At 68.9% G+C, this 26,030-nt stretch carries 30 protein-coding genes and 4 tRNA genes; 23 read left to right on the forward strand and 11 right to left on the reverse strand.

Annotation, left to right across the window (positions count from 1 at the left end):
• The first annotated feature begins 14 nt into the window (after nucleotides 1-14).
• The 6 genes from GXZ33_RS02945 to GXZ33_RS02970 all read left to right on the forward strand — a co-directional run bounded on the left by GXZ33_RS02945 (nucleotide 15) and on the right by GXZ33_RS02970 (nucleotide 5,109).
• Entirely contained in the window at nucleotides 15-617 is a 603-nt protein-coding gene (locus GXZ33_RS02945) for a histidine phosphatase family protein (protein ID WP_291339353.1), read from the forward strand.
• A 1-nt stretch (nucleotide 618) separates the two neighbouring features.
• Nucleotides 619-1,218, forward strand: a complete 600-nt coding sequence (locus GXZ33_RS02950; protein ID WP_291339354.1) for a TlpA disulfide reductase family protein — start codon at nucleotides 619-621, stop codon at nucleotides 1,216-1,218.
• On the forward strand, nucleotides 1,215-2,009 hold the full coding sequence (locus GXZ33_RS02955) for a cytochrome c biogenesis CcdA family protein (protein ID WP_291339355.1): 795 nt from the start codon (nucleotides 1,215-1,217) through the stop codon (nucleotides 2,007-2,009). Before GXZ33_RS02950 ends, GXZ33_RS02955 begins: the two co-directional genes overlap by 4 nt.
• Before the next feature lie 77 nt (nucleotides 2,010-2,086).
• Nucleotides 2,087-3,694 (forward strand): cytochrome c biogenesis protein ResB, encoded by a 1,608-nt coding sequence (locus GXZ33_RS02960; protein ID WP_291339382.1) that lies wholly within the window; start codon nucleotides 2,087-2,089, stop codon nucleotides 3,692-3,694.
• Nucleotides 3,695-3,800: 106 nt separating this feature from the next.
• The gene (gene ccsB, locus GXZ33_RS02965; protein WP_291339356.1) at nucleotides 3,801-4,796 is read left to right on the forward strand and encodes a c-type cytochrome biogenesis protein CcsB; all 996 of its coding nucleotides are present in this window, start codon (nucleotides 3,801-3,803) and stop codon (nucleotides 4,794-4,796) included.
• 52 nt (nucleotides 4,797-4,848) lie between these two features.
• Nucleotides 4,849-5,109: a helix-turn-helix domain-containing protein gene (locus GXZ33_RS02970; protein WP_291339357.1), complete on the forward strand. Its 261-nt coding sequence runs from the start codon at nucleotides 4,849-4,851 to the stop codon at nucleotides 5,107-5,109.
• On the opposite strand, the gene GXZ33_RS02975 is transcribed toward GXZ33_RS02970, so the two are convergent.
• Entirely contained in the window at nucleotides 5,110-6,153 is a 1,044-nt protein-coding gene (locus GXZ33_RS02975) for a hypothetical protein (protein ID WP_291339358.1), read from the reverse strand.
• Nucleotides 6,154-6,182: 29 nt separating this feature from the next.
• The gene (locus GXZ33_RS02980; protein ID WP_291339359.1) at nucleotides 6,183-6,470 is read right to left on the reverse strand and encodes a hypothetical protein; all 288 of its coding nucleotides are present in this window, start codon (nucleotides 6,468-6,470) and stop codon (nucleotides 6,183-6,185) included.
• A 113-nt stretch (nucleotides 6,471-6,583) separates the two neighbouring features.
• On the opposite strand from GXZ33_RS02980, the gene GXZ33_RS02985 reads away from it, so the two are divergent.
• Nucleotides 6,584-6,841: a DUF4229 domain-containing protein gene (locus GXZ33_RS02985; RefSeq protein WP_291339383.1), complete on the forward strand. Its 258-nt coding sequence runs from the start codon at nucleotides 6,584-6,586 to the stop codon at nucleotides 6,839-6,841.
• Here GXZ33_RS02985 and GXZ33_RS02990 read toward each other — a convergent pair.
• From GXZ33_RS02990 to GXZ33_RS03000, 3 genes are read right to left on the reverse strand one after another with little or no spacing between them, the layout of a single operon-like run.
• Nucleotides 6,838-7,773 (reverse strand): AEC family transporter, encoded by a 936-nt coding sequence (locus tag GXZ33_RS02990; RefSeq protein WP_291339360.1) that lies wholly within the window; start codon nucleotides 7,771-7,773, stop codon nucleotides 6,838-6,840. The genes GXZ33_RS02985 and GXZ33_RS02990 overlap by 4 nt on opposite strands.
• Nucleotides 7,774-8,679 carry a 1,4-dihydroxy-2-naphthoate polyprenyltransferase gene (locus GXZ33_RS02995; protein ID WP_291339361.1) on the reverse strand — a complete coding sequence of 302 codons (906 nt, stop codon included), beginning with the start codon at nucleotides 8,677-8,679 and terminating at the stop codon, nucleotides 7,774-7,776. It lies immediately after the preceding gene.
• A 15-nt stretch (nucleotides 8,680-8,694) separates the two neighbouring features.
• Nucleotides 8,695-9,657 (reverse strand): RluA family pseudouridine synthase, encoded by a 963-nt coding sequence (locus tag GXZ33_RS03000; protein ID WP_291339362.1) that lies wholly within the window; start codon nucleotides 9,655-9,657, stop codon nucleotides 8,695-8,697.
• A gap of 81 nt (nucleotides 9,658-9,738) precedes the next feature.
• Between GXZ33_RS03000 and GXZ33_RS03005 the strand changes: the two genes are divergently transcribed.
• Nucleotides 9,739-10,605, forward strand: coding sequence for a glycosyltransferase (locus tag GXZ33_RS03005; protein ID WP_291339363.1), 867 nt, complete (start codon nucleotides 9,739-9,741; stop codon nucleotides 10,603-10,605).
• Between the two features lie 119 nt (nucleotides 10,606-10,724).
• Here the strand turns inward: GXZ33_RS03005 and menE are convergent, their stop codons facing one another.
• The 5 genes from menE to GXZ33_RS03030 all read right to left on the reverse strand — a co-directional run bounded on the left by menE (nucleotide 10,725) and on the right by GXZ33_RS03030 (nucleotide 14,423).
• Nucleotides 10,725-11,873, reverse strand: coding sequence for an o-succinylbenzoate--CoA ligase (menE, locus tag GXZ33_RS03010; RefSeq protein WP_291339364.1), 1,149 nt, complete (start codon nucleotides 11,871-11,873; stop codon nucleotides 10,725-10,727).
• A 37-nt stretch (nucleotides 11,874-11,910) separates the two neighbouring features.
• Nucleotides 11,911-12,522 (reverse strand): DUF305 domain-containing protein, encoded by a 612-nt coding sequence (locus tag GXZ33_RS03015; protein WP_291339365.1) that lies wholly within the window; start codon nucleotides 12,520-12,522, stop codon nucleotides 11,911-11,913.
• A 103-nt stretch (nucleotides 12,523-12,625) separates the two neighbouring features.
• A complete protein-coding gene (locus GXZ33_RS03020) occupies nucleotides 12,626-13,153 on the reverse strand; it encodes a hypothetical protein (protein ID WP_291339366.1) in 528 nt (175 codons plus the stop codon).
• A complete protein-coding gene (locus GXZ33_RS03025) occupies nucleotides 13,153-14,115 on the reverse strand; it encodes a 1,4-dihydroxy-2-naphthoyl-CoA synthase (RefSeq protein WP_291339367.1) in 963 nt (320 codons plus the stop codon). Before GXZ33_RS03025 ends, GXZ33_RS03020 begins: the two co-directional genes overlap by 1 nt.
• Nucleotides 14,116-14,120: 5 nt before the next feature.
• Nucleotides 14,121-14,423, reverse strand: a complete 303-nt coding sequence (locus GXZ33_RS03030; RefSeq protein WP_291339368.1) for a 4a-hydroxytetrahydrobiopterin dehydratase — start codon at nucleotides 14,421-14,423, stop codon at nucleotides 14,121-14,123.
• 62 nt (nucleotides 14,424-14,485) lie between these two features.
• Between GXZ33_RS03030 and GXZ33_RS03035 the strand changes: the two genes are divergently transcribed.
• From GXZ33_RS03035 to GXZ33_RS03060, 6 genes are read left to right on the forward strand one after another with little or no spacing between them, the layout of a single operon-like run.
• A complete protein-coding gene (locus GXZ33_RS03035) occupies nucleotides 14,486-15,493 on the forward strand; it encodes an o-succinylbenzoate synthase (protein WP_291339369.1) in 1,008 nt (335 codons plus the stop codon).
• A gap of 10 nt (nucleotides 15,494-15,503) precedes the next feature.
• Complete coding sequence (locus GXZ33_RS03040) at nucleotides 15,504-15,935, forward strand: hypothetical protein (RefSeq protein WP_291339370.1); 432 nt, start codon at nucleotides 15,504-15,506, stop codon at nucleotides 15,933-15,935.
• A 56-nt stretch (nucleotides 15,936-15,991) separates the two neighbouring features.
• Nucleotides 15,992-17,620, forward strand: coding sequence for a 2-succinyl-5-enolpyruvyl-6-hydroxy-3-cyclohexene-1-carboxylic-acid synthase (menD, locus tag GXZ33_RS03045; RefSeq protein WP_291339371.1), 1,629 nt, complete (start codon nucleotides 15,992-15,994; stop codon nucleotides 17,618-17,620).
• A complete protein-coding gene (locus tag GXZ33_RS03050) occupies nucleotides 17,617-18,066 on the forward strand; it encodes a DUF3592 domain-containing protein (RefSeq protein ID WP_363236827.1) in 450 nt (149 codons plus the stop codon). Before menD ends, GXZ33_RS03050 begins: the two co-directional genes overlap by 4 nt.
• Nucleotides 18,067-18,107: 41 nt before the next feature.
• Nucleotides 18,108-19,307, forward strand: a complete 1,200-nt coding sequence (locus tag GXZ33_RS03055) for a glycosyltransferase family 1 protein (protein ID WP_291339372.1) — start codon at nucleotides 18,108-18,110, stop codon at nucleotides 19,305-19,307.
• A 24-nt stretch (nucleotides 19,308-19,331) separates the two neighbouring features.
• Complete coding sequence (locus GXZ33_RS03060) at nucleotides 19,332-20,021, forward strand: demethylmenaquinone methyltransferase (protein WP_291339373.1); 690 nt, start codon at nucleotides 19,332-19,334, stop codon at nucleotides 20,019-20,021.
• On the opposite strand, the gene GXZ33_RS03065 is transcribed toward GXZ33_RS03060, so the two are convergent.
• The gene (locus tag GXZ33_RS03065; RefSeq protein ID WP_291339374.1) at nucleotides 20,008-21,276 is read right to left on the reverse strand and encodes a geranylgeranyl reductase family protein; all 1,269 of its coding nucleotides are present in this window, start codon (nucleotides 21,274-21,276) and stop codon (nucleotides 20,008-20,010) included. The genes GXZ33_RS03060 and GXZ33_RS03065 overlap by 14 nt on opposite strands.
• Nucleotides 21,277-21,367: 91 nt before the next feature.
• Between GXZ33_RS03065 and GXZ33_RS03070 the strand changes: the two genes are divergently transcribed.
• The 9 genes from GXZ33_RS03070 to rplA form a co-directional block, all read left to right on the forward strand.
• Nucleotides 21,368-22,384, forward strand: coding sequence for a polyprenyl synthetase family protein (locus GXZ33_RS03070; RefSeq protein ID WP_291339375.1), 1,017 nt, complete (start codon nucleotides 21,368-21,370; stop codon nucleotides 22,382-22,384).
• A 92-nt stretch (nucleotides 22,385-22,476) separates the two neighbouring features.
• Nucleotides 22,477-22,559 (forward strand) — tRNA-Tyr (locus GXZ33_RS03075).
• 423 nt (nucleotides 22,560-22,982) lie between these two features.
• Nucleotides 22,983-23,055 (forward strand) — tRNA-Thr (locus tag GXZ33_RS03080).
• Between the two features lie 65 nt (nucleotides 23,056-23,120).
• Nucleotides 23,121-23,192, forward strand: a tRNA-Met gene (locus tag GXZ33_RS03085).
• Between the two features lie 80 nt (nucleotides 23,193-23,272).
• Nucleotides 23,273-23,348 (forward strand) — tRNA-Trp (locus GXZ33_RS03090).
• Between the two features lie 117 nt (nucleotides 23,349-23,465).
• The gene (secE, locus tag GXZ33_RS03095; protein ID WP_291339376.1) at nucleotides 23,466-23,789 is read left to right on the forward strand and encodes a preprotein translocase subunit SecE; all 324 of its coding nucleotides are present in this window, start codon (nucleotides 23,466-23,468) and stop codon (nucleotides 23,787-23,789) included.
• 127 nt (nucleotides 23,790-23,916) lie between these two features.
• A complete protein-coding gene (gene nusG / locus GXZ33_RS03100) occupies nucleotides 23,917-24,786 on the forward strand; it encodes a transcription termination/antitermination protein NusG (protein ID WP_291339377.1) in 870 nt (289 codons plus the stop codon).
• A 241-nt stretch (nucleotides 24,787-25,027) separates the two neighbouring features.
• Nucleotides 25,028-25,462, forward strand: coding sequence for a 50S ribosomal protein L11 (gene rplK, locus GXZ33_RS03105; RefSeq protein WP_291339378.1), 435 nt, complete (start codon nucleotides 25,028-25,030; stop codon nucleotides 25,460-25,462).
• Between the two features lie 84 nt (nucleotides 25,463-25,546).
• Nucleotides 25,547-26,030: 50S ribosomal protein L1 (gene rplA / locus GXZ33_RS03110; protein ID WP_291339379.1), on the forward strand; the 484-nt coding region annotated here is incomplete at its 3' end.

Consider the following 26,030-nt stretch of genomic DNA (forward strand, 5'->3'; position numbering starts at 1 on the left):
GAAACACACCCTCCATGTCGCACACGATCGTCCACCTCATCCGTCACGGTGAGGTCCACAACCCGGAGCGCATCCTCTACGGCACCATCCCGGGCTACCACCTGTCCTCCCGGGGCCGTTCGCAGGCGGCCCGCGTGGCCCGCACCTTCGAGGACCACGACGTCACCTTCCTCGGCGCCTCCCCGCTGCAGCGCGCCCAGGAGACCGCGGAGCCTTTCGCGGAGACGCTGCTCCTCGACGTCGAGACGATCCCCGAGATCGTCGAGGCCGGCAACCGCTTCGAGGGTCTGCGCACCAAGGGCTGGAACTCCCAGCTGTGGAATCCGGTGCGCTGGCCGCTCATGTTCAACCCCTTCGAGCCGAGCTGGGGCGAGGCCTACGTGGACATCGCCGAGCGCATGATGGGGGCCGTCGAGCAGGTCCGCCGGAAGGCGGAGGGCCATGAGGCGATCCTCATCAGCCACCAGCTGCCGATCGTCATGGTGCAGCGCAGCGTCATGGGTGTGCCCCTGGCGCACGCCAGCCGCCAGTGCGAGCTGGCGTCGGTCACCTCGCTCGTCTTCGACGGTGACCAGATCACCGACATCTTCTACACCACCCCCGCGAAGGACATCTGACATGCGCCTCCGTGCCATCGCGGCCGTGCTCGGCGTGGCCGCGCTGACGCTGACCGCCTGCGGCCAGGACCCGGACGCCGCGAAGAGCGCCGTCGCAGTGGGCGGCACCTTCCAGTTCCACTCGCCCGGCGGGAAGACCACGATCTTCTACGAGGAGTCCGACCGGGCCCCGCTGCCGGACATCTCCGGTGACTCCCTCATGGAGGAGGGCACGGAGATCTCCCTGTCCGATTACGCGGGCGAGGTCGTCGTGCTCAACGCCTGGGGCCAGTGGTGCGCCCCGTGCCGCTCGGAGGCGGATGACCTGCAGCGTGTCCAGGACGAGATCACCCCGCTCGGCGCGACCATTCTGGGCATCAACGTCCGCGACTACAACCGGACGATCGCGCAGGACTTCGTCATCGACAACGGCCTGACCTACCCGTCGCTCTACGATCCGCCGTTCCGTTCGGCCGCCGCCCTCGGTGGCGTGCCGACGTCGGTCGTCCCGACGACGATCGTGCTGGACCGCCAGCACCGTCCGGCCGCGGTGTTCCTCAAGGAGATCACCGACAGGGAGCTTCTCGACGCCGTCCTGCCCCTCATCGAGGAATCCGCATGACGGAGCTCGGTCAGCTCTTCGCCGACGCCGCCGCCTCCGGGCCGTTGATCCTGGGCCTGCTCGCGGCGGCCGCCGCCGGTCTGGTCAGTTTCGCCTCCCCGTGCGTGGTGCCGCTGGTGCCGGGGTACATGTCGTACCTGGCGGGCATCGTCGGCGGTGAGGTGCGGCATGACGCGGAGCACGGCGCCGTCGTGACGAAGAAGCGCCAGTGGGCGGTCGCGGGTGCGGCGCTGATGTTCATCCTCGGATTCACGGTGGTGTTCGTGCTGGCCACGGTCACCGTGTTCGGGGCGATCAGCATGCTCACCCTCAACGCGGAGACGCTCATGCGGGTCGGCGGCGTGGTGACCATCCTCATGGGCATCGTGTTCATGGGCATGATCCCGGCGCTGCAGACCGACACCCGCATGGCCCCGAAGCGTCTGACCACCTGGCTCGGTGCGCCGCTGCTCGGCGGCGTGTTCGCCCTGGGCTGGACCCCGTGCCTGGGCCCGACCCTGGCGGCGATCATCTCCGTGTCCGCCGGCACCGAGGGCATGACCGCCGTCCGCGGCGTGGCCCTCATCATCGCCTACTGCCTGGGTCTCGGCCTGCCGTTCCTGGTCATCGCGCTGGGCTCCGCCCGGGCGATGCGCACCATCGGCTGGCTGCGCAGGCACTCCCGCAAGGTGCAGATCTTCGGCGGTGTGCTCATGATCCTCGTGGGCCTCGCCCTGCTCACCGGCGCGTGGGCACACTTCATCAACTTCGTGCGTCAGTGGACCGTCGAGTACGGCGCCACCATCATCTGACACGTTCCCCCTAGGAAGAGAGAGCATTGCGTACGGTCGTCACGTACCTCAAGAAGTCCTGGCACTGGCTGACCAGCATGCGCACCGCCCTGGTGCTGCTGTTCCTGCTGGCCATCGCCGCCATCCCCGGCGCCCTGCTGCCGCAGCGCTCCCTCAACGAGGAGAACGTCAACGAGTACATCGCCAACAACGGCCGGCTCGCCGAGTTCTACGACCGGCTGCAGCTCTACGACGTCTTCGAGGCCACCTGGTTCCTCGCGATCGTGGTGCTGCTGACGATCTCCCTCATCGGCTGCATCCTGCCGCGTTCCTGGGACCACTACTTCGCCTGGAAGACCCCGCCCACCCGTGCGCCGCGGAACCTGGCCCGCCTGCCGCTGCACGCGGAGGGTGGCGTCGACAAGCCTGTGGAGCAGGTCGCCGACGAGGCGCGGGGCCTGCTCCGGCGCTGGCACGTCGCCGAGTACCAGCCCACCGAGGACCGCGCGGGCAAGCTCTCGTTGGCGGCCGAGCGGGGCTACGCGCGTGAGCTCGCCAACCTGCTGTTCCACCTGGGACTGGTCGGCATGATCGTCACCGTCGCGCTGGGCCGGATGGTGTACTACGAGGGCCAGGTCATCGTGGTCACGGAGTCCGGCAACTACGAGACCCCGCCGATCGACCAGAACACCGAGTTCTGCAACACCTCCACCGCGAACTTCGACTCCTTCCGTGCCGGCCCGCTCTTCGACGGCACCGGCCTGACCACCTTCTGCTTCGACGCGCACGACTTCTCCGCGGACTACCTGCCCAACGGCCAGGCCGAGATGTTCACCTCGAACGTCTCCTACGCCGTCGGCGACGACATCCACAAGCCGAAGTCCGAGTGGACCGACTACCAGCTCAAGGTCAACCACCCGCTGCGCATCGAGGGCGACCGCGTCTACCTCCAGGGTCACGGCTTCGCGCCGACGTTCACGGTCTCCTGGCCCAACGGTGAGTCCCGTACCCAGACGGTCCAGTGGCGCCCCGACGACCTGACCTACTTCCTGTCCTCCGGCGTCATGCGTTTCGACCCGCCCGCCGGCATGTACCCGGAACTCATCGACCGTCGTGAGAACCAGATCGCCATCCAGGGCCTGTTCGCCCCGACGGCGCAGTGGGACGGCGAGAACAACGAGCTGCTCACCTCCCGCTTCCCGGCGATGACAGACCCGGCCGTCGCGATCGACATCTACCGCGGCGACGCGGGGCTCGACACCGGCCGCGCGCAGTCGATCTTCAGCCTCGACACCGCGCTGCTGCACTCCGGTCAGCTGCAGAAGATCGAGCGTGTCAACCTCACCCGCGGCGACTCCGTCACGCTTGACGACGGCACCGTGGTCACCTTCGACGGCGCCAGCGAGTTCGCCAACTTCCAGATCTCCCGCGACCCCTTCCAGCCGTGGGTGCTGGCCACCACGATCATCATGCTGGCCGCCCTGGTGGGTTCCCTGCTGATCAAGCGTCGCCGCATCTGGATCCGCCTCACCCCGCGTGAGGACGGCGGCACCCACGTCGAGCTCGGCGGCCTGGCGCGCACCGACCGCGCCGGCTGGGGCCCGGAGTTTGACCGGATCCACCGGGAGCTGCTGGGTCTGCCTGACCCGGACGAGGTCGACGAGGATCTCCTCGTGCCCGAGGATGCCCGCCTCGCCTCCAACTAAAGTTGGGGAAAGGGTGGGCCGAGGGTTGGAATCGGCCTGGCCGGTGGGGTAGCGTCTCAGAGGTATCTCACCGGCCCACCTGACTATCTGAGGGTGTCCTACACACATGACCGTCAACCAGACTCTCTCCAACTTCTCGGACGTCGCCTTCCAGTCGGCGTTCATCATCTATGTGCTGGCACTTGTCCTGTCGCTCGTCTACTACGGGCGCATGCAGGGCGTCATCGACGCCCGCCGGGCCCTGGCACGCGCCGAGCAGAAGGAACTGGTGGCGGTCGGTGACAGCGGTTCCACCGTGCTCGACGACACCCCGGACCTCTCCGAGGTGGAGAGGCTCGAGGCCGGTGCCAACAAGTTCGGCGGCATGACGCAGGCGATGGTGTGGCTGGGTGTCATCGTGCACTCCGTCTCCGCCGTCCTGCGCGGACTGGCCACCAACCGCTTCCCGTTCGGCAACCTCTACGAGTACGTGCTGGTCACCACCGCGTTCATCATGATCGGCGCGGCCCTGGTCATCCAGCGCCGTGAGTGGCGCGTCGTCTGGCCGTGGCTCCTGGTGCCGATCCTCATGCTCCTCTTCTTCGGCGGCACCAAGCTCTACGCCGACTCCGCCCCGGTCGTCCCGGCGCTGCAGTCCAACTGGCTGCCGATCCACGTCTCCATCGTCTCCTCCGGCGCCTCCCTCGGCGTGCTCTCCGGTATCGCCTCCCTCCTCTACCTGCTGCGCATCTGGCAGCCGCAGGGCAGGGAGCACGGCTTCTTCGGCGCCCTCGCCAAGCCGCTGCCGAGCGCCAGGAAGCTCGACGGCATGGCCTACAAGACCGCCATCCTCACCCTGCCCGTCTTCGGCCTGGGCATCGTCCTCGGTGCGATCTGGGCGGAGGCCGCCTGGGGCCGCTTCTGGGGCTGGGACCCGAAGGAGACCGTCTCGCTGATCTCCTGGGTCCTCTACGCCGCGTACCTCCACGCCCGTGCGACCGCCGGCTGGCGTGACTGGAAGGCCGCGTGGATCAACATCGCGGCCCTCGCGACCACCATCTTCAACCTGTTCTTCATCAACATGGTCGTCTCCGGCCTCCACTCCTACGCGGGCCTCAACTAGCCGGAGGCAGGCTAGACTTGATCCGAACAGCTTCATCAGAAGGAGTCGGACAGTGACAGGCACGTCAGCACCCAGGAAGAAGACCGGCAAGCCCGCCGGCGATGATCCGGTGCTCCTCGACCTCGGTGCCCGGCTGGCCCAGCGCCGCCGCGACATCGGGGCGCTGCAGGCGGACATCGCGGAGAAGGCCGGGGTCTCCCGGTCGACGCTCCACACGATCGAACACGGCGGTACGGGGGTCCGCTGGGAGAAGGTCGCCGCCGTGGCCCACGCCCTCGGCCTGGCCATGACCTTCGAGGTCACCGGCGAGTAGTCAGCCGCTGACCACCGCGTCCCACACGCGGAGCATGCCCACGGGCATGGAGGCGTCGGTGGGGTACGCCATGTTCCCCGGGTCGACGTCGAGGGTGATCCGCCGGCCCACCCACGGAGCCCACTCGGCGGAATTGTCCCGGTACACCGATTTCTCCCCGAGGCTGATCTCGGACATCCGCTGTGTGTACGGATCCCCCGGACCATGGAACGCGGTGATCTCCCGCGGCTCGTCCAGGATCAGGGTGTAGTACCGGTTGCTCTCGGGCTCACCGTTCGGGGACCGTTCGCCGCGCATCATCTCGCTGGTGCTCTTCTCCGAGACGACACCGGTGAAGCGGATCTGCCCGGCCGTCGGCCCAGTCTCCAGCTGTGGTGCGGTGGGTGCCGGGGAGTGCCTGGCGCCGGTGCGGACCACCTCCAGGCCGGAGTGGTCGGTGGAGGGGAACCATGTGAGCTCCTCATGGTCGGGCAGTGCGCCGAGCGCCTCGAAGACCGTGGGTTCCCCGGCCTTGACCAGTGAGGTCCCCTCCGGGCGGTAGAGCGTGCTCGTGCCCTCCCGCTGCATGGACATGTAGTCGATCTGGTACACGCCGGCTCCCGCGCGGGAGCCCTCCAACCGCACCCGGCTGCCGCCGTTACCGGCGGCCCCGTCGATGAGGTAGTCGGTCGACCGGAGGAGCTGCCCGTCGGCGTCGGTGGTGTACAGGTGGATGCGTGCGAACTCCCTGCTGTCGACCCTGAGCAGCATGTCCGGCCGGTCGTCGCCGGTGGCCTCCACGATGGCGTAGGACCACGTGCCCGTGGGGTGGAAGCGGCTCCCGCGGTCCTCCGCGTGGACGGGAGGATCCTGCAGGGCGCGGAGGTAGGCGTCGGCGAGCTGGTCGCCGCTCACCGTGTCCTCCCCGGCGAGGGTGGACCGGGGTCCGGCGGCATCAGCGGCCGCCGTCTCGGTGACCACCACCGTCTCCACGATGACCTGGTCGTTCCCCGCACTGCAGCCGGCGAGGAGGAGGGCGGTGGACAGGCTGAAAAGAAGGCGCACGGGTGCTCCCTGGGACAGGTAAGGGGTGGTCACGGGCGGGGCTCCGCCGGTGGATCATCGTCGGTGTCGGGCTCACGGTAGCGTTCCTCGGCGCGCCTGCGGCGTTCCTCTTCCTCCCGCTCGGCGGCCTCCCGGGCGCGACGCTGCTTGAAGCGGTCCTTCTCGATCTTCCACAGGAACTCCTCGTCGTCGTCCGGCCCCTTGATGGCACGGGGCTGCGGTGCCGCCTGATTGCGCTGCCATGTCTTCGGCCCGAAGGCCTTCCACACGAGCACAACGGCGACCACGACCAGCAGTACGAGTAACAGACGTCCCATGTGGCCCACTCTAATGGCAGCAGTAGACTGCAGGTGTGACTGCACCAGATACTCCCCAGCACCCTTCCGACGCGCCCCCGGAGCTTGATCCGGCGGTCCGCCGCCAGGCGAACATGGCGCTGTTCAAGTACGGCGGCGCCCGCTTCGGGCTGTTCGTGGTGTTGACCATCGTGATCCAGCTGTTCGCCGTGCTCATCGACGCCCCCGTGCCGCTCGTCATGTCCGCCCTGCTGGCCCTGCTCGTGGCGTTCCCGTTGTCGATGCTCGTGTTCAAGGGCATGCGCATCGAGGCGAACCGTTCCGTCGGCGCCTGGAACGCGCAGCGCAAGGCCCGCAAGGAGTGGGTCAAGCGGGAGCTGGACGCCCGTTAACGTCCGAAGAGGAGCGCGATCACCAGCATCACGGGCAGTGAACCGAACGTGGTGAGGAAGACGGTGTCGCGCGCGATGATCATGCCGCGCTGGTAGGAGGCGGCGAAGTTGTACACGTTCTGCGCCGCGGGGAGCGTGGCGAGGATGACCGAGGCGTAGAGTTCGTTGCCCTCCAGCCCCAGGCCGAGGGCGATGCCCCACGCGATGAGCGGCATGCCCACCAGCTTGAGGGCGGTGGCGACGATCGTGCCCGGACGGTCGGCCGGGGTGGTCAGGGGCGCGGTGTTGCGTAGCGACGCACCGAAGCTGATGAGGATCATCGGGATCGACGCGCCGCCGAGGATCTCCAGGGGACGCATGACCGGGTCGGGGATCTGCAGACCGACGAGTGCCACGACCAGGCCGAGCACCGAACCGATGACCACGGGCGAGAAGACCGCCGTGCGCACCGGTTCCCAGATGCGGGCCACCCGGGAGCGGCCGCCCGCGTCCCCGGAGACCAGTCCCGCGAGGATGAACGGCGTGAACACGACCATCTGCAGGACGAGGACCGGCACGACGTAGGTGGCCTCACCGAGGACGTAGACGCTCACCGGCAGGCCGATGTTCACCGAGTTGAAGTAGCAGGAGGAGGCCGCGCCCATCGTCGTGGTGGGCAGGTCCTGCCGGAAGAACAACGCCGAGGCGAGGATGTAGACGAGGGCGGTGGCGACCGTCGCCAGGAAGATGACGAGGATGACCGGCGTGAACAGCGTGGCCGCATCCGACTTCGCCACCGAGGAGAACAGCAGCGCGGGGGACGCGGCGTAGAACGCGACCCGGTTGAGCACGAGACGTTCGCGGTCGTCCCTGATCACCCCGGTGCGTGAGAGGACCACGCCGACCGAGATGACAGCCAGGATGATGGCGAAGCCGGTGATGACTCCCGACATCTACAGGCCCGGCGCGTTGAGGAAGAGCACCGCCGCGGTGATGACGGCCCACACCAGCATGGCCTGGCCCGTCGTCTTGATGAGCGGGATGAGTGCGGGCCCCCGGTTGCCGCGCAGGGCGACGAGGATGCCCTTGAGCGCCAGCGGCAGAGCCAGCAGCGCCAGCACCAGGAACCACAGCTGCGTGGCCAGGAGCAGGGAGACGACGAACGGCGTCAGCGCCAGCGCCGTGTAGAGGTACCGGGTGTTCCGGTCCCCGAGACGCACCGCGAGGGTCACCTTGCCGGAGGCGGTGTCCGAGGGGATGTCACGCAGGTTGTTGGCCAGGTTGACCGAGGAGGAGATCGCACCGATCGCCACCGCACCCCCGAGACCGATCCAGGAGACCGCCCCGGCCTGCGTGTACTCGGTGCCCAGCACGGCGACGAGACCGAAGAAGATGAACACCGCGACCTCGCCGAGCCCGCGGTAGCCGTAGGGGTTCTTGCCGCCCGTGTAGAACCAGGCACCGAGGATCGACAACGCCCCGAGCAGGATGAACCACCAGGCGCTCGCCAGGGAGAGTGCGATGCCCGCCACCGCGGCCACCCCGAAGGAGAGGAACGCCGCCCGCTTGACGTCCGCGGGCTGCGCCAGACGTCCGCCCGTCAGGCGCGCCGGGCCGGTGCGGTCCTCGTCGGTGCCGCGGATGCCGTCGGAGTAGTCGTTGGCGTAGTTCACGCCGACGATGAGCGCCCACGCGACCACGAGCGCCAGCAGCGCCCGCCACCAGGAGAAACCACCGGCGAAGGCGGCGGCTCCGGAACCGACGATGACGGGAGAGAAGGCGTTGGGCCAGGTGTGCGGGCGCGCGGCCTGCCACCAGTCCCGGGGCGTGGCGGGGTAGGGGTGAAGATCAACGGACATGGGGCTCATTGTGCTTCATCGCCGCCGCGGACGCCGAGCCGGGGTCCGGTGCCCGCCCGCCAGGCGGTCCAGCGTGCGGTCCCAGTCGGGGGAGGTGGGGGCGGTGACGTCGAGAAGTCCGCCGTCCGGCAGCGGGATACGCAGGGAGTGCGCGTGCAGGAACATCCGGCGGCCCCCGAGGCGGGTGATCTCTGCGGTGAAACGCGGGTCACCGTAGCGGGAGTCCCCGGCGATGGGGTGCCCCGCGTGGCTGGAGTGCACGCGGATCTGGTGCTTGCGGCCGGTGATCAGCTGCGCGCGGATGAGCGTGGCGCGCTGGCCGAAGCGACGCTGCACCTTCACCAGGGTGAGGGCGTCCTGACCGTCGGGGTGGACGGTGACGCCGGAGTCGGTGGTGAGCAGGGGGGCGTCGACACGCGGGAGCTGCCCGGGCCAGGACCCCCGGACGAGTGCGAGATAGTGACGCTCGACGTCACCCGCCCGCAGGGCCTCCTGCAGGTGACGCAGCATGGTCGGCCTCTTCGCCACCATGAGCAGACCGGACGTCTCCCGGTCGAGACGGTGTGCCAGTTCGAGCTCCTCCCCCGGGCGGAGCTCCCGCAGCGCCTCGATGACGCCGGCCTGCACACCCGTGCCGACGTGGACCGCCAGGTCGGCGGGCTTGTTCAGCACCAGCAGATCAGCCGACTCATGCACGATCGCCCCCGCGACCGCCTTCTTCACCGGGCCCGGCACCGTCACCCTGTCCGGCGGGGGCAGATCCATCGCCGGCACCGAGATGACCTCACCGGCCGCGAGGCGGTGGTCCGGTCTGGCCCGACGACCATCGACCCGCACCGCACCCTTGCGCAGCAGACGGAAGATCAGGCCCGCCGGAACCCCCTTGAGACGGGAACGGAGGAACTTGTCCAGGCGACGCTCGGCGTGCTCCTCGGAGACGGTGATCTCGTGGGCGGGGGAGCGTCGATAAGCATTCATGTCGGCTACACCCTACCTTGCGCCTGGCGCAGGCATAGTGGCAGGCAACCCCGGGAACCGGAAAGTAAGGTGGTGCGGGCTATGTGGATATCGTATGTGCTGGGCCAGGCGGTCAGCTTCTTCTTCACCCTCTTCCGGATGATCCCGCTCGCGTGGAACAACCGCTTCTCGAGGACCCGGTTCCCGCAGGAGGGCGACGTGGTCATCTCGCTGACCTCCCACGGTGAGCGCCTCAACCGCGTGTACTACACACTCGAGTCGATTGTGCGCGGGCATACCCGGGCGCCGGTCGTGCTGTGGCTCGACAGGAAGGACTACGAATCCGAGTGGCCGCGGTCCCTGCGCCGCCTCGTCGGCCGCGGACTCCAGGTGCGCTGCTCCGACGGGCTCTACGGCCCGCACACCAAATACTGGGGGCAGTTCCGTGAGGTCATCGGCACCGGCACCCGCGTCGCCACCATCGACGACGACATGATCTACCCCGAGTGGTTCCTCGAAAGGCTGCTGTTCATCGGGGACCTGCGCAACGACGTCGTCATCGCCTACCGCGCGCACCGCATCGAACTGCGCGACGAGAAACTGCTCCCGTACGTGAAGTGGAGCGCCGTCGACACCTGCCGCGCCAGCTTCCTCCACTTCGCCACCGGCGTCTCCGGGGTGCTGTACCCGGCGAGCTTCATCGACTACGTCGTCGAGCAGGGCGACGTCTTCCTGGAACTCACCCCGCGTGCCGATGACGTCTGGCTCCACGCCTGCGCCCTGCGCTCCGGGCACCAGGTCCGGCAGGTCTACTCGCACCCGCGGAACTTCGCGGTGGTGCCGTCGACGCAGTCGGGTGCGCTGGTCATCGGCAATACGCTCATGGGCGGCAACGACGAGCAGATCAACCGCGTCTACACCGCCGAAGACGTGGCGAAACTGCTCGCGGCGAGCCGCTCGGAGGACTGAGGCGGCAACAGGCGTGCAACTCCGGCCGGGTGCGCGGAGAACGAGGAGTCCCTGACCTGGGCTTTCAGGAATCGCCGGAGCGGAGAGTTGCACGGTTGTTCGCGGCGCCTCCGCCGGCCTCAGCCCGCCGTGCCGAACAGACGCCCCACGCTCCGGCGGTCCACCTTCCCCGGCCCCGTGAGCGGGAACTCGGCCACGCGCCGGAGGTCCTTCGGCAGCTGCCAGCGGGGGAGATGGTCGAGCCCCTCGATGACCTCGCCCGGGGTGGCGGGACCGGTGTATGCGGCGACGATGGCCTGGCCCAGCCGCGGGTCCGGGATGCCGACCACGCAGGCGCCGGTGACCCCGGGCACGGCGAGGAGGGCCTGCTCGAGGACCTCCGGCTGGAGTTTGAGACCCCCTGAATCGATGATCGCATCGAGGCGGCCGGTGACCGTGAGTCGCCCGTCCTCGATGCGACCCGCATCCGAGGTGGCGAACCAGCCGGGTTCCGCGAAGGCCTCGTGCTCCGGGTCGTTACGGTAGCCCTGCGCGATCATCGGGCCGCCCAGGTGGATGCGGCCGGGGTCGGTGCGGTCGACACGCACCCGCGCGCCGGGCAGGGGACGGCCGTCATAGACGCAGCCGCCGGCGGTCTCGGAGGACCCGTAGGTGGTGACCACCGTGATCTGCATGTCCTCCGCCGCCTGCGCGAGCTGCGGGTTGAGGGCGGCGCCGCCGACGAGGACGGCGTCGAAGAGGCGGAGGGCCTCGATGCCCTGGAGGGTGTCCATGAGCTTGGCCAGCTGCATCGGGGTGAGCGCGGTGTAGCAGCGGTCGCCGGTGGCGTGGAGTTCCCCGGCGGCGGAGGCGAAGTCGGCGGTGTGGAAGCCGGTGGCCAGATCCAGGGTGAGGGGGTCGACGCCCGCGATGAGCGAGCGGATGAGCACCTGCAGGCCGGCGATGTGGTGCGCGGGCATGGCCAGCAGCCACTGCCCCTCGCCGCCGAGCCGCCGGTGGGTGGCGTCCGCGCTGGAGACCAGGTTGGCCGGGGTGAGCAGGGCGCCCTTCGGGATGCCGGTCGAACCGGAGGTGGCCACCACCAGGGCGATGCCCGGGGAGATGGGCTGCCCGGCGCGCTGGGAGTCCCGGAGCAGGGTAGCCCGGGCCGCGTCGTCGCCGGGGACCGGCAGGAGGGTGCGCTGTCCGGCGATCGCCTCCTCCAGCACCGGCAGGATGGCGACGGGGTCGCGCGGGTCGACGACGAGGGGTTCCAGGAGGCGGGTCACGGGGGTTGATCCTAGCCTGGCGCCGGGTGCTTCCCGGTCAGAGCGAGCCGCGGATCTCCTTCATCTCGGCGATCTCGGCCCGCTGGGTCCTGACGATCCGCTCGGAGAGCGTCCGGGCCTCCTCGTTCTGGCCGTTGTCCAGGTGCCTGCGTGCCATGCTGACCGCTCCCTCGTGGTGGTCGATCATGTGGTCGAGGAAGAGTTCCTGGGCTTCGGGGGTGTCGGCGTCCCGGATCTCGGTGAGCTGTCCGGGGTCGAGCATGCCGTCCATGTCGGAGTGGTCCATGTCGGTGGCCTCCGGTGGCGGGGCGTGCCAGCCGTCGAGCCAGGCCCGCATCTGCCGGGATTCCTGTACCTGGGTGTCGCGGATACGTTCCGCGAGTTCCTCGACGCGCGGGTCGAGGCCCTCCTTGGCCAGGATGATCCCGGAGAGTTCCACGCCCTGCTCGTGGTGGGGGATCATCCTCTGGACGAACTCGATGTCGTCCTCGTTGTTGTTCGCGGGATGCTCGACGGGGTCGCGTGTCTCGGGGGCGCTTGCGCCCGGGTCGACGGCGGTGCTGGTGCCGTCGCCGTCGTCGGGGCCGGAGCAGGCGGCCAGGGTGAGTGAGGCGGCGAGGGCGGCGAGGCCGAGGCGGATCTTCTTCACGGGGTTCTCCTTAGCTTCACGCAGTGTTGTGACCCACGCTACATATCGCCGCGTGTGCATGTGCTGTGCTGGGGGCACAGGGCCCTCAGCGACCTCAGCGCCCTCAGCGGACGATCAGGTCGGCGCGCTCCCACGGCCGGTGGTGCTCCAGGAAGGGGATCTCCTCGGCCATCCACTCGTCCCAGAACTTCTCCGCCTCTTCCCGGGAGCCGTTGACACCGCTGGCCACGTCCCGCGCCAGGCCCCGCTCGCGGGCGACGTCGAGGTCGACGTCCACCCAGATGAGCGCGTCGACGTAGGGGGCGGCCTCGAGGCGGCCCGCCCCGGTTCCCTCGACGATGAGCAGCTCCGTGTCGGCCGGGACCTCGATCGAGCCCTCCCTCCCCATGCGGACCCAGCCCGGTGGCCGGTAGGAGACGGGGTGGCCGGCGCGGTAGGGGAGGAGGACGGCGTCGACAAGCAGGGGCGCCCAGTCGAAGAAGGAGTGGTGCCACGCGAGATCATCGGTGGCCACCACGCACGCCGCGTCGTGCCCGGCGGCGAGACGCCGGGCCAGCGTGGTCTTGCCGCTGGCGCCGTGGCCGTCGATCGCCAGCACGGCGCGGGGCGGGAGGTCGAGCCGGGAGAGCATCAGTAGTAGAAGGGGTACTGGTCCCACTCGGGGTCGCGCTTCTGCAGGAAGGCGTCGCGGCCCTCGACGGCCTCGTCGGTCATGTAGGCCAGACGGGTGGCCTCGCCGGCGAAGACCTGCTGGCCCATGAGTCCGTCGTCGGTCAGGTTGAACGCGAACTTGAGCATGCGCTGCGCGGTGGGGGACTTGCCGTTGATCTCGCGGGCGACCTGGATGGCCTCCTCCTCCAGGGCGCCGTGGTCGGCGACGATGTTGACGGCACCCATGCGCTGCATGTCCTCGGCGGAGTAGGAACGGCCGAGGAAGAAGATCTCGCGGGCGAACTTCTGGCCGACCTGCTTGGCCAGGTAGGCGGAGCCGTAGCCGGCGTCGAAGGAGCCGACGTCGGCGTCGGTCTGCTTGAAGCGGGCCTCCTGGCGGGAGGCGATGGTCAGGTCGCAGATGACGTGGAGGGAGTGTCCGCCGCCGGCGGCCCAGCCGTTGACGACGGCGATGACGACCTTCGGCATGGTGCGGATGAGACGCTGCACCTCGAGGATGTGGAGGCGGCCGCCCTCCACCCTGGTGCGGGCCTCGTCGACGGTGGAGACGTCCGCCGCGGCGTCGTCGGAGTCGTGTTCGCGGGCGTACTGGTAGCCGGAGCGGCCGCGGATGCGCTGGTCGCCGCCGGAGCAGAACGCCCAGCCGCCGTCCTTCTCCGAGGGGCCGTTGCCGGTGATGAGGATGACTCCGACGTCCGGGGTCCGGCGCGCGTGGTCGAGTGTGCGGTAGAGCTCGTCGACGGTGTGCGGGCGGAAGGCGTTGCGCACCTCGGGGCGGTCGAAGGCGATGCGGACGATGCCGTCCCGGCGCTCCGTGCCCACGTGGCGGTGGTAGGTGATGTCGGTGAGGTTCTCGAAGCCCTCGACCGCCTTCCACTGGGAGGCGGCGAAGGGATTGTCTGTGCTGTAGCTGCGGGTCATGCCCTTCAGCTTAGGTTGAGCCCCCGGGCGTGGTCGTTGATCACCCGGGCGAGGCGCACGTCGCGGACGGTGAGCCCGCCGACGTCATGGGAGGACAGGGCGACGTCGACCTGCCCGTAGGTGAGGGTGATGTCGGGGTGGTGGTCGGCCTCCTCGGCGGAGGCGCCGATGAGGTTGACCAGGCGCAGGCCGGTGGCGAAGTCCCCGGTGTCGAAAGAGGCCTCGATGTGTCCGCCCCTGTTCTTCCAGCCGGTCAGGTCTGCGTCGGCGATCTCGGCGGCGCTCAGGATCTTCTTCGTGTCTGTCATGGGAACCATTGTCCGGGAGAATCGGCTCCCGCGCCATGATGTGCACGGGCTGTCCGCCTACTGTGGAGTCCATGCACATCGATGAGATCCTGGACCGTTCCCATGTTGTCGCGCTGCCGATGGCGGTGCGGTTCCGCGGTGTCGACACGCGGGAGGCGCTGCTCATCGACGGTCCCGCGGGGTGGGGCGAGTTCGCCCCCTTCCTCGAGTACGACGCGCGCGAGTCCGCGGCGTGGTTGCGCGCGGGGCTGGAGGCGGCGTTCACGGGTTTCCCCGCCCCCCGACGCTCCGTCGTCGAGGTCAACGCCACCGTCCCGGCGGTGGCCCCCGGGGAGGTCGAATCGGTGCTGGCCCGCTACCCGGGGTGCCGGGTGGTCAAGGTGAAGGTCGCCGAGGCGGGGCAGACACTCGCCGATGACGTCGCGCGTGTGCAGGCGGTGCGCGCGGTGCTGCCGCAGGCGGTGGTGCGTGTCGACGCCAACCGGGGCTGGACCGTCCCCGAGGCCCTCGAGGCCGCCCGTGTCCTCGGCCCGCTCGACTACATGGAGCAGCCCTGCCACTCGGTGGAGGAGCTGGCGCAGCTGCGTGGCGAGCTCATGCGCGCCGGGCTGTTCGTCCGCGTCGCCGCCGACGAGTCCATCCGCCGGGAGGAGGACCCCTACCGGGTGGCCGAGCTGCGCGCGGCGGACGTCGCCGTGGTCAAGGTCGCCCCGCTGGGTGGGGTGCAGCCGGTCCTCGACCTCACGGAGCACCTGCGTGCCCGGCACATGGACGTCACGGTCGCCTCGGCCCTGGACACGGCCGTCGGCATGAACGCCGGGCTGGCCGCGGTCGCCGCCCTGCCGGTCCTCGAGGACGACGACGGTCTCGACGTCCCGCCCGCCGCCGCGGGCCTGGCCACCGGGTCACTGTTCGTCGAGGACGTCGCCGCGCCGCGGGAGATCGTCGACGGCCACATGTCCGTGGAACCTGTCGTCCCTGACCCCGCCCGCCTGGCCGCCTTGGAGGCACCTGCCGATCGGCGTGACTGGTGGTTCGCCCGGGTCCGCGAAGCGTACCGGTACGTGTAGTTTGAGCCTCATGAGCGACCCCTGGAATGACGACACCCGCCACCTCGGCCCCACCGGTGCGGGCGGGGAGCCGCCCCGTCAGTACTTCCCGTCCGAGCAGGAGCAGCAGCAGTACCAGCAGCCCGACTACCAGCAGTACATGGTTCCGGAGCCGCAGAAGCCGGCCTCGGGAGGCGGCGGTGCCCTGCCCATCGTCCTGGGTGCCCTCTTCGGCCTCACGCTGCTCGCGGCCGGCCTGTTCTTCTTCCTGTGGCGCAACGCCGCGGCGGAGCTGGCGAAGCCGGTGCCGCCGGTGACGGTGACGCAGACGACGTCGGTGACCGTGACGGAGACGACCACCGCGCTGCCGTCCCTGCCCACCCAGCTGCCCACCGAACTGCCCACCGAACTGCCGGAGATCGACATCGAGGGCTGGTTCAACGACCTGCTCGGCACGCGGTAGCCACCGGGTGGTCACCGCAGGTCGGCCCGCCGGGCCCGCTCAGTAGACTCAGGCACATGGTCAACCAGGTCAACCAGAACGCACAGCCGGACTCCGTGGAGCTGGCGCAGGTCGTCGTCGAGCAGCTCTCCCGCCACGTCAGTGATGTGGTGGTGTGCCCCGGGTCGCGGAACTCCCCGTTGAGCCTGGCACTGCTCGCGCGGCAGGACATCAGGGTGCACGTGCGTCACGACGAGCGCTCCGCCGCCTTCCTCGCCCTCGGCATCGCGCGGGTGCAGAAGCGCCACGTGGCCGTCGTCATGACCTCCGGCACCGCCGTGGCCAACTGCCTGCCCGCGATGGTGGAGGCGTACTACTCCCACGTCCCGCTCGCGGTGGTCAGCGCCGACCGGCCGCGCCGCATGCAGGACACCGGGGCCAGCCAGACGATCGACCAGGTCGGCATCTTCGGCCGTTACGCCCCGACCACGGAGATCTCCGCGCGGAGCCACGTCCCCGAGCTGGCGGAGGCGTTCACGACGCAGCTGCAGGTGCACGTCAACGTGGAGCTGGACGCGCCGCTCGTCGGTGCGCAGCTGCCGGAGACCCCCGCCAACCGGACCCTGGGCCGCGCGCCGGGTCCCCGCCCGCACGACCACGGCGAGGTCGCCGTCGACCTGAGCCGGGACACCCTGGTCATCGCCGGCGACGAGGCCTGGGCCGTCGAGGGCCTGGAGGACGTGCCCACCATCGCCGAGCCGACGGCCCCCGCCCCCTACCGCCCGGTGCACCCCCTGGCGGCGGGTATCTTCCGCAAGCCGCAGATCAGCGCCGACGACTACGTGGTGGAGACGAAGCCGGAGCAGGTCATCATCGTCGGGCACCCGACGCTGCACCGTGACGTGCTGGGGCTCATCAACGACCCGGACATCGAGCTCATCACCCTGTCCCGCACCGCCGACTTCACCGACCCGCGGCCGGACTCGCGTCGCGGCACCCGCGTGCGCACGAGCGGTGAGCCGACGAAGCAGTGGCTGAAGATCTGCGACGCCGCCTCGGACCTGGCGGCCGACACCGTCCGTCTGGTCATCGCCGACCCGAACCACGGTTTCACCGGCCTGCACGTGGCGGCGGCCGTCTCCGACACGCTCGGCACCGGTGACACGCTGGTGCTCGGAGCCTCGAATCCGGTGCGTGACGCCAGCTTCGTCGGCCTGCCCTACGACGGCGTCGACACGTATTCGCCGCGGGGGGCCGCCGGCATCGACGGCACCGTCTCCCAGGCGGTCGGCATCGCCCTGGCCACCCAGTCCGCGCACCCCGATGAGCCGCGTGCCCCGCGCACCGTCGCTCTCATCGGTGACGTCACCTTCCTCCACGACGTCGGCGGTCTGCTCATCGGCCCCGCCGACGCGCACCCGGAGAACCTCACGATCGTGGTCGCCAACGACGACGGCGGCGGCATCTTCGAGACCCTCGAGATCGGCGCCCCCGAACTCCGCGCCTCCTTCGAGCGGGTCTTCGGCACGCCGCACGGGGTGTCGCTCAGTGATCTGTGCGCGGGCTTCGGCGTCCAGTACCAGGAGGTCACGGGGCTGCACGAGCTTCTCGACGTCCTCAGCGAGCCCCACGACGGCTTCACCGTCATCGAGGCACGCACCACCCGGGCCACGCGCCGGGCGATGCACGAGGCGCTCAAGAAGTGAGGGCGGGCATCGGGCGGCGCGGCCGGCAGCTGGTGCTGCTGCTGTGGGCCGCGGTGATGCTCGGGGCGGTGGCGCTGGTCGTGGGGCCCCTCCTCAACGACCGGGCCATCAACGAGGACCCGGGGCGGGCGCTGGCGACCGTCACCGGCGTGAGCCGGGTGCGCACCACCGTCGACTTCCGCGATGAGCAGGGCATCTACCATGCGCCGTCGACCGGGCTGCTGTATCCCACGGGTCTCGGTGAGGGGCAGCGCGTGTGGGTGACCTACGCGAAGGACAACCCGGACCTGGTCAAGGTGGAGGGCCGTGAGTGGACCCTGTCCATCATCCCGTCCTTAAGTGTCGCTCTAGTGACAACGGTTATCGCTGCCGTATTGTGGTGGGCAATCGGTCGCGTCACCAGGCCGCGGCCCAGTTCACCCGAAGTTCGCCCGACGTTGACCTGAAGCTCAGGCCGGCGTCGTCCAGGTAGGAGAACATGACGTCCATGCGTGTTGCCATTGTCGCCGAGTCCTTCCTCCCCAACGTCAACGGTGTGACCAACTCAGTCCTCCGCGTGCTGGAGCACCTGCACCGGGAGGGGCATGAGGCGATGGTGGTGGCCCCGGGGGCCCGGGATTTCCAGGAGGAGATCCACGAGTACCTCGGCTTCGAGATCGTGCGCGTGCCCACCGTGCGCATGCCGCTCATCGACTCGCTGCCGATCGGCGTCCCCAACGCCACCGTCACCGAGGCGCTGCGTGACTTCAACCCGGACATCATCCACCTGGCCAGCCCCTTCGTGCTCGGTGCCGCCGGTGCCTACGCCGCCCGGCAGCTGCGCATCCCGGCGGTGGCGCTGTACCAGACGGACGTCGCCGGTTTCGCCTCCAAGTACCACCTCACGCCGCTGGCCGCCGCCGCCTGGGAGTGGACCCGGCACATCCACAACATCTGCCAGATGACGCTGGCACCCTCGTCGCTGACCATCGCGGACCTGGAGTCCCACGGCATCAACAACGTGCGCCACTGGGGGCGCGGCGTCGACGCGGTGCGTTTCCACCCGGAGAAGCGTGACCCGGGGCTGCGCCGTCAGTGGGACCGCTCGGGCCGGAAGAAGATCGTCGGTTTCGTCGGCCGTCTCGCCGCGGAGAAGGGCGTGCACCGCCTCGCCTCCCTGCACGGTCGCCGCGACATCCAGCTGGTCATCGTCGGTGACGGCCCCTCCCGCCCGGAGCTGGAGGAACTCATGCCGAAGGCCGTGTTCACCGGCGCCCTCGGCGGTGAGGAGCTGGCCCGCGCGTACGCCTCCCTCGATCTGTTCGTCCACGCCGGCGAGTTCGAGACCTTCTGCCAGGCCATCCAGGAGGCCCAGGCCTCCGGCGTCCCGACCATCGGCCCCCGCGCCGGCGGCCCCGTCGACCTCATCCAGGAGCGCTACAACGGCCTGCTTCTCGACGTCGACACGTTCTCCCGCGACCTCCCCGTCGCCGCCGAATGGCTCCTCCACCCCGAGCGCCACGACGCCCTGCGCCACAACGCCCGCACCTCGGTGGCGAACAAGACCTGGGAGTCACTGTGCGGGCAGCTCCTCGGCTACTACGAGGAGGTCATCGAGGAGACCCGTCGCGTCCCGCTGACCTTCTTCGGCCCGCGCCCCGAGCTGCCGCTGTGGGCGGCCCGGGCACTGGGCGCGCGCGTCGCCTGAGACCGACTCGCCTAGACTCTAGGCGTGGCTAAGGCAGACCTGGACAAGAAACCCTTCGACGTGGCGTCGATGTTCGACGCCGTCGGTGAGAAATACGACCTGACCAACACGATCCTGTCCTTCGGGCAGGACGCCCGGTGGCGTCGCCGGACCCGGGAGCGGCTCAACCTGCAGCCGGGGGAGAAGGTCCTCGACCTGGCCGCCGGAACGGCCGTCTCCACCGTGGAGCTGGCCAAGTCGGGTGCCTGGTGCGTGGCCTGCGACTTCTCCCAGGGCATGCTCGCCGCCAGCCGGGACCGCGACGTGCCGAAGGTCTGCGGCGACGGCATGCAGCTGCCCTTCGCGGACAACACCTTCGACGCCGTGACCATCTCCTACGGTCTGCGCAACATCCACGACCACGAGGCCGGCCTCCGGGAGATGGCGCGGGTGACCAGGCCGGGTGGCCGTCTGGCCGTCGCCGAGTTCTCCACCCCGGTCGTGCCCGTGTTCGGCACGCTGTACAAGGAGTACCTCATGCGCCTGCTGCCCAAGGTGGCGCGCGTGGTGTCCAGCAACCCGGCGGCCTACGAGTACCTCGCGGACTCCATCCGCGCGTGGCCGGGCCAGGAGGGGCTGGCGCGGGTGATCAACGCCAACGGCTGGGAGAACGCCGGCTGGCAGAACCTCACCTTCGGCATCGTGGCGCTGCACTCGGCGACTAAGCCGTTGTAGACCACAGGGGGGTGTCCCGCCGCACCCGCGACACGGCCGCGCCGGACAGGCGCCAGGCGCTGGCGATGAGGTCGCGGTCCTCGTCGGTGATGAGGTTGCCCATGAGGCGCGCCGCCGCCGGCATGATGACCGCCCCCACCGGTCCGCGCAGCCCCAGCGGGCCGACGAGCGGCAGGAACTTCGGGTACGTGAGCAGCCGCGCGGCGGTGCGGGCCAGCAGGAACGCCTCACCGTAGGTCTCACGCAGCAGGTGCGGCCACACGAGGGTGAGGTCGCGCCGGCCGGCGTCGACAAGCAGGTCGACGGCCATCTCGGCGGACTCCAGTCCGTAGTCGATGCCCTCGCCGTTGAGGGGGTTGACCAGGGCGGCGGAGTCGCCGATGAGCATCCAGTTGGGTCCCGCGACGTTGGAGACGGCACCCCCCATCGGCAGCATCGCCGAGGTGACGTCCTGCTCGGGGCCCAGCTGCCACTCCTCCCGCTTCTGCGCCGCGTAGTGGGAGAGCAGCTTCTTCGTGTTGACCTTCGCCGGGCGGGCGTCGGTGGACAGCGCGCCGGCGCCGAGGTTCACACGCCCGTCGCCGAGGGGGAAGATCCAGCCGTAGCCGGGCTGGACGGTGCCGTCGGCGTCGAGAAGCTCGACGTCGGAGTGGATCCACGGCTCCGTGGACAGGGGGGAGGTGCAGTAGGAGCGGGCGGCGATGCCGTAGACCTCGCCGCGGTGCCACTGACGCCCCAGCAGCTTGCCGAACGTCGAGCGCACCCCGTCCGCGACGAGCACCCAGCGTGCCCGCACCTGCTTCCCGACACCCCCGTGACGCACCGTCACCGTGTCAATGCGCCGTCCCCCGTAGGTCACCGCCGTGGCCGTCGCGTCCTCCCACAGGGTGGCGCCGCGTTCCACGGCGGTGCGCACGATCAGGTGGTCGAACTCGGTGCGCGGCATCGCCGAACCGAGGGTGCCGTAGTGGCCGTCCGGCCAGGGCGCGGTGACGGAACCGCCGAATCCGCGCAGCTTGAGGCCCTTGTTGTGGTAGTCGCGGGTCACCTCGTCCGCCAGCCCCAGCCGGCCCAGCTGACGGATGGCCCGCGGGGTGAGCCCGTCGCCGCAGGTCTTGTCGCGGGGGAAGGTGGCGGCGTCGACGAGCAGGACGTCGAGACCCGCATCGGCCGCATGGATCGCGGCAGCCGCACCCGCGGGACCCGCGCCGACAACAAGGACATCCACGTCACTGACCACACTCATGCGCACCATTGTGGCACCCTGACTACGGAGGGCGGCAACTTTGGACTACGGTTGAACCCGATCAACCTGACCCTCATCACCGTTGCAAGGACATTCCGACATGACCCACGGCACTACCTACCAGCCCAGCCCGGCGGGGCACGTGGACCTGGGAGACGCCGAGCTCAACGAGCGCATCGCGACCGGAATGACCGAGGTCGAGGTCATGCTGCGCGAGGAACTGGCGAAGGGCGAGGACTTCCTCGTCGACAAGGTGACCCACCTGCTCACCGCCGGAGGCAAGCGTTTCCGCCCGATGATGACGCTCCTGGCCTCCCAGTACGGCCCCCGCGCCGGCTCCCTCGAGGTGGTCAAGGCGGCCGCCGTCCTGGAGACGGTGCACCTGGCCACCCTGTACCACGACGACGTCATGGACGAGGCCGAGCTGCGCCGCGGCGTCGACTCCGCCAACGCCCGCTGGGACAACTCCGTCGCCATCCTCGCCGGCGACATCCTCTTCGCCCACGCCTCCCGCCTCATGAGCGAGCTGGACACCCACACCGTCGGCCACTTCGCGCAGACCTTCCAGGACCTGGTCACCGGCCAGATGCGCGAGACCATCGGCGCCGAGGGCCGTGACCCCGTCGAGCACTACATGGACGTCATCCGCGAGAAGACCGGCGTGCTCATCGCCTCCTCCGGCTACCTCGGCGCGTACCACGCCGGCGCCAGCGGGGAGCACCGGGACGCCCTCCACCGCATCGGCATGGCCGTGGGCATGATCTTCCAGATCGTCGACGACATCATCGACATCTTCTCCGACCACGAACAGTCCGGCAAGACCCCCGGCACCGACCTCCGGGAGGGCGTGTTCACCCTCCCCGTGCTCTACGCGCTCGAGGAGGAGGGCGAGGTCGGCGACGAGCTCCGTGCACTGCTCACAGGCCCCCTCACCGCGGACGAGGACGTGGAGAAGGCCCTGGAGCTCCTGGGGCGCTCCCAGGGGCGTCAGCGTGCGCTTGACGACGTCCACCGCTACCTCGCCGAGGCCGAGTCCCAGATCGCCCGCCTGCCGGAGTGCGCCGCCACCGACGCGCTACGACTGCTGGCCGGCTACACGATCCGCCGCGTCGGCTAGCCGCATTCAGGTGCCCTGAGCAGCCGATTTGCTCTTTGCTCGGGATGTCATAGTAGAGTGTGTAACGCACCACGCAAGCGGTGCTGAAGTTTGCCAGATTGCCCGAGCGGCCAAAGGGAGCGGACTGTAAATCCGCCGGCTCACGCCTACAGAAGTTCGAATCTTCTATCTGGCACACGGATGAGAACCCATCCGGACAGTAATGTCCGGGTGGGTTCTCTGCATTTCGGGGTGGGGGAGCGCGACACGTTCGGAAGGACACATTCGGAGGCGGGGTCGTCCCGAACGTGTGAGGGGCCGTGGGGTGCCCTCTCGGAGGTGTCCGTCCGTACATGTCCTTCCGAACGAGCAGAGGCGTCTGGGGCGTCCCTGGCGGCGCCGGCGGCCCCGTCCCGACCCCGGCCCGCCGGGGTGCCTCAAGCATGCATCCCGCAAGCCACTTTAAAGCGCGTCCACAGCGCGTTTATAGCGCTCTATAAAGCGTCGAAAAACATCAGTTGACCTGGCGATTTGTGTTCATACGCTACATCGGGTTAATCTTTACAAGGCTTCAACGGAGCGGCCAAGAGAAATCAAGGCCACAACTTCAAGAGGCTGTGCCCCCTTAGCTCAGTCGGCAGAGCGTTTCCATGGTAAGGAAAAGGTCATCAGTTCGATTCTGATAGGGGGCTCTGTTTCTTTTCTCCCTCGGTCACGAGCAACCGTCGGTGGCTGGGAGAGTGCGAAACAGTCACCTGGCGGTGTAGCTCAGTGGTAGAGCAAGCGACTCATAATCGCTGTGTCGCGGGTTCAATTCCCGCCATCGCTACCGGTTGACCGCCGGAGGGGACATTTCGGAAGAGATTGCCCTTCTGGTAAGGTGAACCGTGCTGTTTGATCAGCGCACCAAGGGGCGTAGTTCAATTGGTAGAGCAACGGTCTCCAAAACCGTAGGTTGCAGGTTCGAGTCCTGTCGCCCCTGCCAATACGGGCCGGTCATCGAGGAACACTCCTCGGGACCGGCCCGTTCTGCTTGCCGGGGTAAGGCTCTGGTAGGCTCATCTGAGTCCTGAACACGAGAGAACATTTTGCGAGGAGTGCTGTGACCGATCGACAGCCCAACCAGCCCGGTGCTACCCGTCCCACGGGTAAGCGTCAGCTCGCCGGTGTCGGCACGACCTCGAGCGCTTCCTACGAGGCGAAGCGTGTCGTGAAGACCGACCAGGAGGACGAGAAGCCCGGTGGTGGCGTCGGCTCCTTCATCCCGGAGGTCGTCTCGGAGATGCGGAAGGTCATCTGGCCGACCGCGCGCCAGATGGTCATCTACACGCTCGTCGTGTTCGCCTTCCTCATCGTGGTGACTGCGCTGGTGTCCAGCGTGGACTTCATCACGGGCCTCGGAGTTGAGAAGGTTCTCACTCCTTAGGTACAGTCGTCACCATCAGTTGTCATCCCGCCGGGCCCGTCGAGGTCGGCGGGATTATTCATTGGGCCGCGGCCGCTAGACTGGCGCGCAAGGCCCGCCACGTAAGAAGACACGTCTGGAGCACACAATGACCGACGAGAACACCACCAACGACGAGTTCGACACCGAGAACTCCGACATCAGCGACGCCGAGCGACTCCTCGGCGACGACCCCTCCAACGCCGACGAGACCATCGCCGCCGAGCCGGCCGTCGCCCCGACCACCGAGGAGGACGAGGCTGAGAAACCGGAGCAGGACGAGGTGGCCGCTGCCGCCGCCGCCCTCGGTGACACCACCGAGGAGGACGCGGAGGCCGAGTACCGTCGCCGCCTGCGTCGTTACGTCTCCGAGCTGAAGAAGCTCCCGGGTGACTGGTACATCATCCAGTGCTACTCGGGCTACGAGAACAAGGTGAAGACCAACCTCGACATGCGTGCCCAGACCCTCGAGGTCGAGGAGTATATCTACGACGTGGTCGTGCCGATCGAGCAGGTCATCGAGATCAAGGACGGCAAGCGCAAGCTGGTGAAGCGCAAGCTGCTGCCGGGTTACGTCCTGGTCCGCATGGAGATGAACGACAAGGCGTGGTCCGTGGTGCGTGACACCCCGGGTGTCACCAGCTTCGTGGGCAACGAGGGCAATGCCACGGTGGTCAAGCACCGCGACGTCGCGAAGTTCCTCATGCCGAAGGAGGCCTCCGTCGAGGGCGAGGCCGCGGCGGTCACCGCGGACGGCGAGAAGGTCGTCGCCATGCCGGACGAGCAGGCGAAGCCGACCGTCGCGATCGACTTCGAGGTCGGCGAGGCCGTCACCATCCTCACGGGTGCGCTGGCGTCCGTCTCCGCGACGATCTCCGAGATCGACCCGGCGACCGGCAAGATCCAGGCGCTGGTGTCCATCTTCGGTCGTGAGACCCCGGTGGAGCTGACCGCGGACCAGATCGAGAAGATCAACTAGGTCACCTGCCGACGCACCCCCGTTCCCCGCACCGCGCGGGGAGCGGGGGATTTTGGTTGCGGCCCCCGGTGCCGTAGGCTTGACCCTCGCGCGTGTACGTATGCGTGAACCCGAAACATTCATCCCCGGTGGCCGGGATACGCGGAGACCCAGCGGCAGACGCTGGCAGCGGGGCCCGGCATCCGGACGGGGGTCGACATCATCGTGACGGCCCACCGGTATCCAGGAACGAGGTAATTCGATGGCTCCCAAGAAGAAGAAGGTCACCGGCCTGATCAAGCTGCAGATCGAGGCAGGCGCCGCCAACCCGGCTCCCCCGGTCGGCCCGGCTCTCGGTGCCCATGGTGTCAACATCATGGAGTTCTGCAAGGCCTACAACGCCGCCACCGAGTCCCAGCGTGGCAACGTGATCCCGGTTGAGATCACCGTCTACGAGGACCGCAGCTTCGACTTCATCCTGAAGACCCCGCCGGCAGCCAAGCTGCTGCTCAAGGCCGCTGGTCTGCAGAAGGGTTCCGGCGTGCCGCACACCCAGAAGGTGGGCAAGGTCACCATGGCACAGGTCAAGGAGATCGCCGAGACCAAGCAGAAGGACCTCAACGCCCGCGATATCGAGGCCGCCGCCAAGATCATCGCCGGCACCGCCCGCTCCATGGGCATCGAGGTCGAGGGTTAATTCCCTCCCCCTTCCTCTGAACATCACGTGGCAGGGCCCGCTTCGGCCCGCTGACCACACCAATCCGCACAAGGAATTGCAACAATGAGCAAGAACTCCAAGGCATACAAGGCCGCAGCTGAGCTGATCGACAAGGATCGCGTCTACTCCCCGCTGGAGGCCGCGAAGATCATCAAGGAGACCTCCTCCAAGAACTTCGACTCCACCGTCGACGTCGCGATCCGCCTGGGCGTTGATCCGCGTAAGGCCGATCAGCTGGTCCGTGGCACCGTCTCCCTGCCGCACGGCACCGGTAAGACCGTCCGCGTCGCCGTCTTCGCCGCCGGCGAGAAGGCCACCGAGGCTGAGGAGGCCGGCGCTGATGTCGTGGGCACCGACGAGCTGATCGAGCAGATCACCGCCGGCACCATCGACTTCGACGTCGCCATCGCCACCCCGGACCAGATGGCCAAGGTCGGCCGCGTCGCCCGCGTCCTGGGCCCGCGTGGTCTCATGCCGAACCCGAAGACCGGTACCGTCACCACCGACGTCGCCAAGGCTGTCGCCGACGTCAAGGGCGGCAAGATCT

The sequence above is a fragment of the Corynebacterium sp. genome, assembly GCF_012838985.1.
Classification (GTDB): Bacteria; Actinomycetota; Actinomycetes; order Mycobacteriales; family Mycobacteriaceae; genus Corynebacterium.